Here is an 11,959-nt window from a genome sequence, read left to right as displayed (position 1 = left end):
GGGACACCGGTCCCCCGGGCGGGACGCACCGGCACAATGGGAAGCATGCCGATACCCGGGACCCCCAGCCGCGCCGAGCTCGTCGACCATCTCGTACGGACGCGTATCGCGGGCGACGTCGCCACGCCCCGCGAGAACAACCTCTCCCACTACCGCAAGCTGGCGAACGGCGACCGCAACTTCTGGCTCGGGCTGGAGCTCGGTGACCGCTGGACCGACGAGCAGGACGTGCTCGCGGTGATGGCGGAGCGGTGCGGAGTGAGCGACGACCCGGAGTACCGGTACGGGCAGGACACCATCGACCCGGAGCTGACCGTGGACGCGCTGGAGCGTGCGGCGGCGCGGCTGCGCAAGGCGGCGGACGGCGAGCAGCGGGTGCTGTTCGCCACCGGCCACCCGGGCGGCCTCCTCGACGTGCACCGCGCGACCGCCGCCGCCCTGCGCGCCGCCGGGTGCGAGATCGTGGTGATCCCGGACGGGCTGCAGACGGACGAGGGGTACGTCATGCAGTTCGCGGACGTCGCGGTGCTGGAGCACGGCGCCACGCTGTGGCACACCCACTCGGGTGAGCCGATGCGCGCGATCCTCGGCGGGCTCGAGCGGGACGGGCGGCCGCTGCCCGACCTGGTCGTCGCCGACCACGGCTGGGCCGGTTACGCGGGCCGGCACGGCGTCGACTCCATCGGCTACGCCGACTGCAACGACCCCGCCCTCTTCCTGGCCGAGGCCGAGGGGACCCTCCAGGTGACGATCCCGCTCGACGACCACGTGGTCAGCCCGCGCTACTACGACCCGATGACGGCGTATCTGCTCTCGGCGGCGGGCCTGGCCTAGAGGCTGGGCGGGACTGGTCCGGAGTCTAGAGGCCCGCGATCGACCCGGGGGCGCGCTCGGTGCGGGCCAGTCCCCGGATGACGTCCACCGTCCCGTGGCGCCGGACCGCGAGGCGGGCCAGCAGCTCGACCACCGGCGCGGTCACCCGCTCGGGGAAGTCCGGGGTCGGCAGGCCGACGCTGTATGCCAAGTCGTCGGCGTGGACGACCAGTTCGAGCAGCCGGGTGAGCAGGAAGTCGTCGAGGTCGAGGGACCAGTCGCCCCAGGACCGCATCCGGATCGGCCGCCCCGCGGGCACCTCGGGCAGGTCGGCCCGCAGCCGCGCGGCCGCGTCCCGGACCTGCGCCACGAGCACCTCGTGCCCCTCCGCCGCCGTGGCCTCGCCACCGCGCCGGATCCGTACGTTGACCGCTCCGTCGACCCCGGCGTCCAGCCAGGTCACCCGCGTCAGGTAGTACTCCCGCAGGGACACCACCGGCTCCACCGGCACCGGCTCCGCCAGCAGCTCCGGCAGGGCGAGCTCCTGCCAGGCGACGTGCCCCGCCAGTCCCCCGACGCTGAAGTCCCGCAGCGCACTGGGCTTCTCGAAGGCGGCGGCGACGGCGGGCTCCGCCAACAGCGCGGCGACGGTCCCGGCGGCCTCCAGGAAGACCTCCCGGATCCGTCCCCCGCGCCAGTTCCACGACTCTTCCGTGACAGTCACAGTGTCAGTCATGGCTTCATCCAATCCCGGTGGCCGGGCCGCCTCAACCGGATTGCGCACCTCAACCGGCTCTCAGGGCCAGGGATTCAGCCCCTCCGACCGCCGCTGCGCATACCCCGGCGTCGGATCCAGATACACCCGGCTCACCCCGGAGAACACCTCGCGCAGCCGCTGCTCCGCCTGTTCGCAGGCCCACTCGATCTGCGCGGCGGTGGACACGTCCCTGAAGTCGACCTTGGCCGCGATCAGCGCCTCGCGCGGCCCCTGCACCAGGGTCGTCAGCTCCAGTACGGCCTCGACGTGCTCGATCGCGAGGAGCTCGGCGCGAATCCGCTCGCGCATCGGCTTCGGCAGCGGCCGCCCGATCAGCAGCTCCGCGTTGGAACGCCCGAGCACCCAGGCGACGTACAGCAGGAGTGCGCCGATGCACAGGGACGCGATGCCGTCCCAGACCCCGGAGCCGCTGAGCTGACCGCCCAGCAGCCCGCCCGCGGCGAGCAGCAGACCCACCAGCGCGGCCGAGTCCTCCATGACGACGGCCTTCACGGCGGTGTCCGGCGTATGGCGCAGGTAGCGCTTGAAGGGAGCCCCGAAGCGCTCCGCCTCGCCGCGCGCCTGCCGCACCCCCGTCCGCAGCGAGTAGCCCTCCAGAAGGAAGGCGATCCCCAGCACGATGTACGAGACCAGGGGGTTACCCAGCTCCTCGCCCGCGACGAGGGTGTGGATGCCGTCGTAGATCGAGAAGACGGCGCCGCCGACGAAGGTCGCGACGGCCGCGAGCATGGCCCAGATGTAGCGTTCGGGCCCGTAGCCGAGGGGGTGCTCCTCGTCGGCCGGTTTCTCGCTGCGCTTGAGCGCCGTGAGCAGCAGCATCTCGGTGACGGTGTCGGCCACCGAGTGCGCCGCCTCGGACAGCATGGCGCTGGACCCGCTGATGACACCGGCGACCGCCTTGGCCACCGCGATCCCGAGATTGGCGACGGCGGCGACGATCACCGTGAAGGTGCTCTCGCCGCCGCCCTGTTCCTGCTCCTCAGCTGAGCCCATGCGGCCCAGTCTCACCGAGGAACGCGGACCACGCCTTCCTGAATCACCGAAATGGCCAGCCGGCCGTCCTGCGTGTAGATGCGGGCCTGCCCGAGACCGCGCCCGCCCGACGCGGACGGCGACTCCTGGTCGTACAGGAGCCACTCGTCGGCGCGGAACGGGCGGTGGAACCACATGGCGTGGTCCAGCGAGGCCCCGACGACGTCGCCGACGGCCCAGCCGCCGCGCCCGTGCGCGAGCAGGATGGAGTCGAGGAGCGTCATGTCGGAGACGTAGGTGGCGAGGACGACGTGCAGCAGCGGTTCGTCAATAGCACCGTGGAGCTTGCCGTTGGTGCGGAACCACACCTGGGAGTGCGGCTCGCGCGGCTCGCCGAACTTGCCGTACGGCGGTTCCTCGACGTAGCGCAGGTCGACCGCGGCGCGCGCCTCCAGGAACTTCTCCACCACCTCGGGGGCGAGGTGGTCGTACCCGCTGAGCCGCTCCTCGGAGGTGGGCAGCGTGGCGGGGTCGGGGGCGGACGGCATGGGGGCCTGGTGCTCGAAGCCGTCCTCGTGCCGCTGGAAGGAGGCGGACAGGGCGAAGATCGGCTGTCCGTGCTGGACCGCGACGACGCGACGCGCGGTGAAGGACCGGCCGTCGTTCATGCGGTCGACCGTGTAGACGATGGGCGCGCCGGGGTCGCCGGTGCGCAGGAAGTACGCGTGGAGGGAGTGGGCGAGGCGGTCCTGGGGGACCGTCCGCCCTGCGGCGACGAGCGCCTGTGCCGCGACCTGTCCGCCGAAGACGCGTGGAACGACGGCGGACTGGGACTGGCCGCGGAAGATGTTCTCCTCGATCTGCTCGAGGTCGAGGAGATCGAGGAGATCCTGAAGTGCCTGACTCATGGCACCTTTTCTACTGGCCGGTAATTTCGGGAACCTTACAGGCCCATGTCCTTCGCGATGATCATCTTCATGACCTCGCTGGTGCCGCCGTAGATGCGGTTGACGCGGTTGTCCGCGTAGAGACGGGCGATCGGGTACTCGTTCATGAAGCCGTAGCCGCCGTGCAGCTGGAGGCAGCGGTCGATGACGCGGTGCGCGACCTCGGTGCAGAACAGCTTCGCGGACGCGGCCTCGGCCGGGGACAGCTCGCCCGCGTCGAGGGCCTCCAGGGTGCGGTCGGCGACGGCCTGGGCGGCGTCCACCTCGGCCTGGCAGGCGGCCAGCTCGAACTTGGTGTTCTGGAAGGTGGCGACCGGCTTGCCGAAGACGGTGCGCTCCTGCACGTACTCCTTGGCGAACCGGACGGCCGCGGCGGCCTGCGCGTACGCGCCGAACGCGATGCCCCAGCGCTCGGAGGGCAGGTTGCCGCCGAGGTAGTAGAAGCCCTTGTTCTCCTCGCCGAGCAGGTCCTCGACCGGCACCTTCACGTCGACGAACGCCAGCTCGGCGGTGTCGGAGGTCTTCAGGCCGAGCTTGTCCAGCTTGCGGCCTATGGAGTAGCCCTCGGACTTGGTGTCGACGGCGAAGAGGGAGATGCCGAAGCGGCGGTCCTCGGCCGTCGGGGCGGAGGTGCGGGCGCAGACGATGACCTTGTCGGCGTGCACACCACCCGTGATGAAGGTCTTGGAGCCGTTGAGGACGTAGTGCGTGCCGTCCTCGGAGAGCTTCGCGGTGGTCTTCATGCCCGCGAGGTCGGAGCCGGTGCCCGGCTCGGTCATCGCGAGGGCCCACATCTCCTCACCGCTGACGAACTTCGGCAGGAACCGCTTCTTCTGCTCGTCGGTGGCGAGCGCCTTGATGTACGGCAGGCCGAGCAGCACGTGCACGCCGGAGCCGCCGAAGGAGACGCCCGCACGGGCGGTCTCCTCGTACATCACGGCCTCGAACTTGTACGAGTCGATGCCGGCGCCGCCGAACTCCTCGTCGACGCGGATGCCGAAGACACCCAGCTCGGCGAGCTTGTAGTAGAAGTCGCGCGGCGCCTGGCCCGCGGCGAACCACTCGTCGTAGACGGGAACGACCTCGGCCTCGATGAAGGCCCGCAGGGTCTCCCGGAACGCCTCGTGGTCCTCGTTGAACACAGTACGGCGCACCGCCGCCACCTCCACCTGGGGTTTCTGTCTAAGCGCTTGCTCAGACCCCAGGTTACCCGCCGGTCACGACGGTCGTCCAGAGCAACTAGTCCATGACGCTCGTCACGCCCGCTCACTCCACCCCGGCCGCCTCGGTCGCCCCGGCCGCCGCGAAGGCCCCCCGGGCCATCCGGTGCAGCAGCGCCGCCGTCGCCCCCCGCCCCGGCAGCGAACCGGGCCGTCCGAGATGCGGCGTCGAGTTCAGCAGCCCGAACACCGAGTGCACGGCGGAGCGGGCGGTGGGCTCGGCCAATCCCGGATAGACCTCGCGCACGACCTCCACCCACAGCTCGACGTACTGCCGCTGGAGCTGCCGTACGAGCTTGCGGTCGCTGTCCCGGAGGCGGTCCAGCTCGCGGTCGTGCAGGGTGATCAGGGGCCGGTCGTCGAGCGCGAAGTCGATGTGGCCCTCGATGAGCGAGTCGAGGAGCGAATCGGGGTTCCCGTCGGCCTCCGCCGCGCGGCGCTTGCCGCCGGTGAGCAGCTGCCCGCTGATCCCCACCAGCAGCTCGGCGAGCATCGCGTCCTTGCCCGCGAAGTGCCGGTACAGACCGGGGCCGCTGATGCCGACGGCCGCTCCTATCTCATCCACTCCCACGCCGTGGAAGCCGCGCTCGGCGAACAGCCGGGCGGCTTCCTTGAGGATCTGCTCGCGCCGGGTGGGGGCGTCGGTTCTCGTGGCCATGGAAGCAATTCTAGACAGGGAGGTTAGCGGTCGTTAACCTGAAGGAAATGCGTTAACGCTCATTAACTGGTGGACCACTGGGTGAGGGGACCGCAGGATGCACGAGGCACCGGAGCTGACGAGCGCGGCAGACCCCGCGTCGGAGGCCTGGCGGGCCAATGAGGCGGCCCATCGCGCGCTGGGCGAGGAGCTGCGGCAGAAGCTGGCCGCGGCCCGGCTCGGCGGCGGAGAGCGGGCCCGCGCGCGGCACACCGCGCGCGGGAAGCTGCTGCCGCGCGACCGGGTGGACACGCTCCTCGACCCCGGCTCGCCGTTCCTTGAGCTGGCTCCCCTCGCCGCCGACGGGATGTACGACGGACAGGCCCCGGCGGCCGGAGTGATCGCCGGGATCGGGCGGGTGAGCGGGCGCGAGTGCGTGATCGTCGCCAATGACGCGACCGTCAAGGGCGGCACGTACTACCCGATGACGGTGAAGAAGCACCTGCGCGCCCAGGAGGTGGCGCTCGAGAACCGCCTCCCCTGTGTGTATCTGGTGGACTCCGGGGGCGCCTTCCTGCCCATGCAGGACGAGGTCTTCCCGGACCGCGAGCACTTCGGCCGGATCTTCTACAACCAGGCGCGGATGTCGGGCGCGGGGATCCCGCAGATCGCCGCCGTCCTCGGCTCGTGCACGGCCGGCGGCGCCTACGTCCCGGCCATGAGCGACGAGGCCGTGATCGTGCGCAATCAGGGCACGATCTTCCTCGGCGGCCCGCCCCTGGTGAAGGCCGCCACCGGCGAGGTCGTCACGGCCGAGGAGTTGGGCGGCGGCGAGGTCCACGCGCGCGTGTCGGGCGTCACCGACCACCTCGCGGAGGACGACGCGCATGCGCTGCGGATCGTACGGAACATCGCGGCCACCCTCCCCGCGCGCGGGCCGGTGCCCTGGTCCCTGGAACCGTCCGTCGAGCCGAAGGTGGACCCGTACGGGCTGTACGGCGCGGTGCCGGTCGACTCCCGCACCCCCTATGACGTACGCGAGGTCATCGCGCGCGTGGTCGACGGTTCGCGCTTCGCCGAGTTCAAGGCGGAGTTCGGGCAGACCCTCGTCACCGGCTTCGCCCGGATCCACGGACACCCGGTCGGGATCGTCGCCAACAACGGCATCCTGTTCTCCGAATCCGCCCAGAAGGGCGCCCACTTCATCGAGCTGTGCGACCAGCGCGGCATCCCGCTGGTGTTCCTGCAGAACATCTCCGGGTTCATGGTGGGGCGCCAGTACGAGGCCGGGGGCATCGCCAAGCACGGCGCCAAGATGGTCACGGCCGTCGCCTGCACGCGCGTGCCGAAGCTGACCGTGGTGATCGGCGGCTCGTACGGCGCGGGCAACTACTCGATGTGCGGCCGGGCGTACTCGCCGCGCTTCCTGTGGATGTGGCCGGGCGCCAAGATCTCCGTGATGGGCGGCGAGCAGGCCGCGTCGGTCCTCGCGACCGTCAAGCGCGACCAGTTGGAGGCGCGCGGCGAGTCCTGGCCCGTCGAGGAGGAAGAGGCCTTCAAGGACCCGATCCGCTCCCAGTACGAGCACCAGGGGAACGCCTATTACGCGACGGCCCGGCTCTGGGACGACGGCGTGATCGACCCGCTGGAGACCCGGCAGGTGCTGGGGCTCGCCTTGACCGCGTGCGCCAACGCGCCCCTGGGTGAACCCCAGTTCGGCGTCTTCCGGATGTGAGGGGACCCCTGACGATGTTCGACACGGTACTTGTGGCCAACCGGGGCGAGATCGCCGTACGGGTGATCCGTACGCTGCGCTCTTCGGGCGTGCGCTCGGTGGCCGTCTTCAGTGACGCGGACGCCGACGCCCGGCATGTCCGCGAGGCGGACACGGCGGTACGGATCGGTCCGGCCCCGGCCGCCGAGAGCTATCTGTCGGTGGAGCGGCTCCTGGAGGCGGCGGCGCGGACGGGCGCGCAGGCCGTGCACCCGGGCTATGGCTTCCTCGCGGAGAACGCGTCCTTCGCGCGTGCCTGCGCCGAGGCCGGGCTCGTCTTCATCGGGCCGCCCGCCGAGGCGATCGCGCTGATGGGCGACAAGATCCGCGCCAAGGAGACCGTGCGGGCGGCCGGGGTGCCGGTCGTCCCCGGCTCCACCGGCAGCGGCCTCACCGACGCCCAACTGGCCGACGCCGCCCGGGAGATCGGCATGCCGGTGCTCCTGAAGCCCTCGGCCGGCGGTGGCGGCAAGGGCATGCGACTGGTACGGGACCCCGCGCTACTCGCCGACGAGATCGCCGCCGCCCGCCGCGAGGCCCGCGCCTCCTTCGGCGACGACACCCTCCTCGTCGAGCGCTGGATCGACCGCCCCCGGCACATCGAGATCCAGGTCCTGGCCGACGGCCACGGCAATGTCGTGCACCTGGGCGAGCGCGAGTGCTCCCTCCAGCGCCGCCACCAGAAGATCATCGAAGAGGCGCCGAGTGTGCTCCTCGACGAGGAGACCCGCGCGGCGATGGGCGAGGCCGCGGTCCAGGCGGCCCGCTCCTGCGGCTACCGGGGCGCGGGCACGGTGGAGTTCATCGTCCCCGGCGGCGACCCCTCCTCGTACTACTTCATGGAGATGAACACCCGCCTCCAGGTGGAGCACCCGGTGACCGAGCTGATCACCGGCCTCGACCTGGTCGAGTGGCAGCTCCGGGTGGCGGCGGGCGAGCAACTCCCTTACGGGCAGAAGGACATCATGCTCACCGGGCACGCGGTGGAGGCGCGCATCTGCGCCGAGACCGTGTCCGTCAAGGAGGGCGCCCGTGGGTTCCTCCCCTCGGGCGGCACGGTGCTCTCCCTGAAGGAGCCTTCCGGGCCGGGCGTACGCACCGACTCGGGGCTGACGGAGGGCACGGAGGTCGGCAGCCTCTACGACCCGATGCTGTCCAAGGTCATCGCGTACGGCCCCGACCGCGCGACCGCGCTGCGCAAGCTCCGGGCGGCCCTCGGGGAGACGGTCACCCTGGGGGTGCAGACCAACGCCGGGTTTCTGCGTCGGCTCCTTGCCCATCCGGCCGTCGTGGCAGGGGACTTGGACACGGGGCTGGTCGAGCGGGAGGTCGAGGGGCTGGTCCCGGGCGAGGTGCCCGAGGAGGTGTACGCGGCGGCGGCGCTGCTGCGGCAGGCGGCCCTCTCCCCCACCGCGGCGCCCGGTATGGGCGCTCCGCGCGCGGGTGGCACTTCCCCGGACCTCGGGCTCCGTCCCCGGACCCCGGAATGGGTGGACCCCTTCTCCGTTCCCAGCGGCTGGCGCCTCGGCGGCACCCCGGCCTGGACGGCACACCACCTTCAGGTGCCGGGGCGCGATCCCGTGACCGTCCGCGTGCGCGGCACGGCGGACGGCGGTGTCGAGCTGCTGCTCGGCACCGAGAGGCCGCCCCTCCGGGGGACCGGGACGCTCGCACCATCCCCGGGAGGGGGAACCGCGTCTCGGTTCACCTTCCACCTCGACGGGGTCGCCCACACCTTCGCCGCCCTGCCGGGAGGCACCTGGCTGGGCCGCGACGGCGACGCCTGGCAGGTGCGCGACCACGACCCCGTGGCCGCCTCCCTGACCGGCGCCGCCCACTCCGGTGCCGACTCGCTCACCGCCCCCATGCCCGGCACGGTGACCGTCGTGAAGGTCGCCGTGGGCGATGAAGTGGCCGCCGGGCAGAGCCTGTTGGTGGTCGAGGCGATGAAGATGGAGCACGTCATCTCCGCGCCGCACGCCGGGACCGTCAGCGAGCTGGACGTCACGCCCGGCACGACGGTCGCCATGGACCAGATCCTGGCCGTGATCGCACCGCACGAGCAGGAAGCGGAGGAGGCGGCATGACCGTTCAAGGGCTGCCCATGGTCGTACCGGCCCAGGATCTCCCCGCCCGGGTGCGGATCCACGAGGTCGGCGCGCGCGACGGGCTGCAGAACGAGAAGGCGACCGTGCCGACGGAGGTCAAGGCCGAGTTCGTCCGGCGCCTCGCCGACGCGGGCCTGACCACCGTCGAGGCCACCAGCTTCGTCCACCCGAAGTGGGTGCCCCAACTGGCGGACGCGGAGCAGCTGTTCCCGCTCGTCCGGGATCTGCCGGGCGTGCACCTGCCCGTGCTCGTACCGAACGAACGCGGACTCGACCGCGCGCTCGCCCTCGGCGCCACCCGCGTCGCCGTCTTCGCCAGCGCCACCGAGTCCTTCGCCAAGGCCAACTTGAACCGGACGGTCGACGAGGCACTCGCCATGTTCGAGCCCGTCGTCGACAAGGCGCGCGCGCAGAAGCTCCACGTCCGCGGCTACCTCTCCATGTGCTTCGGCGACCCCTGGGAGGGCGCCGTGCCCATCCACCAGGTCGTCCGCGTCTGCAAGTCCCTGAGGGACATGGGCTGCGACGAGCTGAGCCTCGGCGACACGATCGGGGTCGCGACGCCCGGCCATGTCCAGGACCTGCTCTCCGAGCTGAACGAGGAGGGCGTGCCGACCAGTGCGATCGGCGTGCACTTCCACGACACGTACGGCCAGGCGCTCGCCAACACGCTGGCCGCGCTCCAGCACGGCGTCACGACCGTCGACGCCTCCGCGGGCGGCCTCGGCGGCTGCCCCTACGCCAAGTCCGCCACCGGCAACCTCGCCACCGAAGACCTCGTGTGGATGCTCCAGGGCCTCGGTATCGACACCGGGGTCGACCTCGGCCGCCTCACCGCCACCAGCGTGTGGATGGCCGGACAACTGGGCCGACCCAGCCCGTCCCGCACCGTCAAAGCACTCGGTAAACCAACACAGCCCCACCAGGAGTGATCCCCATGTCCCTGGACCACCGCCTCTCCCCCGAACTCGACGAACTGCGCCGCACCGTCGAGGAGTTCGCGCATGATGTCGTCGCGCCGAAGATCGGTGACTTCTACGAGCGGCACGAGTTCCCGTACGAGATCGTGCGCGAGATGGGCCGCATGGGGCTGTTCGGGCTGCCGTTCCCCGAGGAGTACGGCGGTATGGGCGGCGACTATCTCGCCCTCGGCATCGTGCTGGAGGAGCTGGCCCGGGTCGACTCGTCCGTCGCGATCACCCTGGAGGCGGGCGTCTCCCTCGGCGCCATGCCCATCCACCTCTTCGGCACCGCCGAGCAGAAGGCCGAGTGGCTCCCCCGTCTCTGCTCCGGCGAGATCCTGGGCGCCTTCGGCCTGACCGAGCCGGACGGCGGCTCCGACGCGGGCGCGACGCGTACGACGGCCCGGCTCGACCCCGAGACGAACGAATGGGTGATCAACGGCACGAAGTGCTTCATCACCAACTCGGGCACGGACATCACGGGCCTGGTGACGGTCACGGCGGTCACGGGCCGCAAGCCCGACGGCAAGCCGCTGATCTCCTCGATCATCGTGCCCTCCGGCACCCCGGGCTTCACGGTCGCCGCCCCGTACTCGAAGGTCGGCTGGAACGCCTCGGACACCCGTGAGCTGTCCTTCGCCGACGTGCGCGTACCGGCCGCGAACCTGCTCGGCGAGGAGGGCCGCGGCTACGCCCAGTTCCTCCGCATCCTCGACGAGGGCCGCATCGCCATCTCCGCCCTCGCCACCGGCCTGGCGCAGGGCTGCGTGGACGAGTCGGTGAAGTACGCCAAGGAGCGGCACGCGTTCGGAAGTCCGATCGGCGCGTACCAGGCCATCCAGTTCAAGATCGCCGACATGGAGATGAAGGCCCACACGGCCCGCCTCGCGTGGCGTGACGCGGCCTCCCGGCTGCTGGCGGGCGAGCCCTTCAAGAAGGAGGCCGCCCTCGCCAAGCTCTACTCATCCACGATCGCCGTCGACAACGCCCGCGACGCCACCCAGATCCACGGCGGCTACGGCTTCATGAACGAGTACCCGGTGGCCCGTATGTGGCGCGACTCCAAGATCCTGGAAATCGGCGAGGGCACGAGCGAGGTGCAGCGGATGCTGATCGCCCGGGAGTTGGGGCTGGTGGGCTGAGCACTCGCGCACACCTAGGCACCGCGGCCACTCTCGGGCACCCGCCCCGGGGGTGGCCGCTGCGCGTCCGGCGCCGGGTACCAGCACACGGGCCTCCGCAGTGGCCTGATCCCCACCATGTTCCCACCGTATTCCTGCCGTGTTCCCGCCGTGCCAGGGCAGGCCCCCACGGACCCTTCCAAAATCCCTGACAAAATCGTCGACAATCTCGTCGACAGGTATTGCGTCAAGATTAACGCCGGGCTACGTTCCTTCGCGGTACCGCCACTGCAAAGTCGGAGTCGCGGAAGGAGGTTGAACCCAAGAGCCGCAGCCGCGCGCAGACCCCCGTGCGGGCGTCGGCGCGAGGGTGGGGCCGCAGGCGACAGGCAGAGCCGACCACCCGTCGGAAACCGTCACCACGCGCCCCTCCGCTCCGATCTTCCGGCGTTCGCTCCCGGCCCCTCCCCGCCCCTGTCACGTCACGGGCACGCTCGCGCGTCCGTTCCCGCACTCGCCGAACCGACCGCCGTCGCGGTCCGATACGCGCTGCGCACCGCCGCATCGCCCTCGACCTGCCGACGGTCGCTTCCGCACACCCGCCGCACACGGGCGAACGCGTTCCGC

Annotated in this window: 10 protein-coding genes; 5 read left to right on the top strand and 5 right to left on the bottom strand. The window is 71.3% G+C overall.

Features of this window, described 5'->3' with window-relative positions:
- The first annotated feature begins 45 nt into the window (after positions 1 to 45).
- Positions 46 to 834 carry a phosphatase gene (locus tag ACZ4WS_RS26140; RefSeq protein WP_467983879.1) on the top strand — a complete coding sequence of 263 codons (789 nt, stop codon included), beginning with the start codon at positions 46 to 48 and terminating at the stop codon, positions 832 to 834.
- A 25-nt stretch (positions 835 to 859) separates the two neighbouring features.
- Here the strand turns inward: ACZ4WS_RS26140 and ACZ4WS_RS26135 are convergent, their stop codons facing one another.
- The 5 genes from ACZ4WS_RS26135 to ACZ4WS_RS26115 all read right to left on the bottom strand — a co-directional run bounded on the left by ACZ4WS_RS26135 (position 860) and on the right by ACZ4WS_RS26115 (position 5,388).
- Positions 860 to 1,549 (bottom strand): maleylpyruvate isomerase N-terminal domain-containing protein, encoded by a 690-nt coding sequence (locus ACZ4WS_RS26135; protein WP_467983877.1) that lies wholly within the window; start codon positions 1,547 to 1,549, stop codon positions 860 to 862.
- Between the two features lie 60 nt (positions 1,550 to 1,609).
- Positions 1,610 to 2,584 carry a cation diffusion facilitator family transporter gene (locus ACZ4WS_RS26130; protein WP_467983875.1) on the bottom strand — a complete coding sequence of 325 codons (975 nt, stop codon included), beginning with the start codon at positions 2,582 to 2,584 and terminating at the stop codon, positions 1,610 to 1,612.
- Between the two features lie 11 nt (positions 2,585 to 2,595).
- Positions 2,596 to 3,471: an acyl-CoA thioesterase gene (locus tag ACZ4WS_RS26125; protein ID WP_467983873.1), complete on the bottom strand. Its 876-nt coding sequence runs from the start codon at positions 3,469 to 3,471 to the stop codon at positions 2,596 to 2,598.
- A gap of 35 nt (positions 3,472 to 3,506) precedes the next feature.
- A complete protein-coding gene (locus tag ACZ4WS_RS26120; RefSeq protein ID WP_467983870.1) occupies positions 3,507 to 4,664 on the bottom strand; it encodes an acyl-CoA dehydrogenase family protein in 1,158 nt (385 codons plus the stop codon).
- 112 nt (positions 4,665 to 4,776) lie between these two features.
- Positions 4,777 to 5,388, bottom strand: a complete 612-nt coding sequence (locus ACZ4WS_RS26115; RefSeq protein WP_467983868.1) for an SACE_7040 family transcriptional regulator — start codon at positions 5,386 to 5,388, stop codon at positions 4,777 to 4,779.
- A 97-nt stretch (positions 5,389 to 5,485) separates the two neighbouring features.
- Between ACZ4WS_RS26115 and ACZ4WS_RS26110 the strand changes: the two genes are divergently transcribed.
- Genes ACZ4WS_RS26110 through ACZ4WS_RS26095 form a run of 4 tightly spaced genes read left to right on the top strand, consistent with a single transcriptional unit; the run spans position 5,486 to position 11,353 of the window.
- Positions 5,486 to 7,102, top strand: coding sequence for a carboxyl transferase domain-containing protein (locus ACZ4WS_RS26110; protein ID WP_467983866.1), 1,617 nt, complete (start codon positions 5,486 to 5,488; stop codon positions 7,100 to 7,102).
- Positions 7,103 to 7,116: 14 nt separating this feature from the next.
- Positions 7,117 to 9,228 carry an acetyl/propionyl/methylcrotonyl-CoA carboxylase subunit alpha gene (locus tag ACZ4WS_RS26105; RefSeq protein WP_467983864.1) on the top strand — a complete coding sequence of 704 codons (2,112 nt, stop codon included), beginning with the start codon at positions 7,117 to 7,119 and terminating at the stop codon, positions 9,226 to 9,228.
- Entirely contained in the window at positions 9,225 to 10,181 is a 957-nt protein-coding gene (locus tag ACZ4WS_RS26100; protein ID WP_467983863.1) for a hydroxymethylglutaryl-CoA lyase, read from the top strand. The genes ACZ4WS_RS26105 and ACZ4WS_RS26100 overlap by 4 nt, the downstream gene beginning before the upstream one ends.
- A gap of 11 nt (positions 10,182 to 10,192) precedes the next feature.
- Positions 10,193 to 11,353 carry an acyl-CoA dehydrogenase family protein gene (locus ACZ4WS_RS26095; RefSeq protein ID WP_467984030.1) on the top strand — a complete coding sequence of 387 codons (1,161 nt, stop codon included), beginning with the start codon at positions 10,193 to 10,195 and terminating at the stop codon, positions 11,351 to 11,353.
- Positions 11,354 to 11,959: the final 606 nt, after the last annotated feature.

The sequence above is a fragment of the Streptomyces sp. NPDC029292 genome, from assembly GCF_055569295.1.
This window is presented reverse-complemented; position numbering and strand designations above follow the sequence as displayed.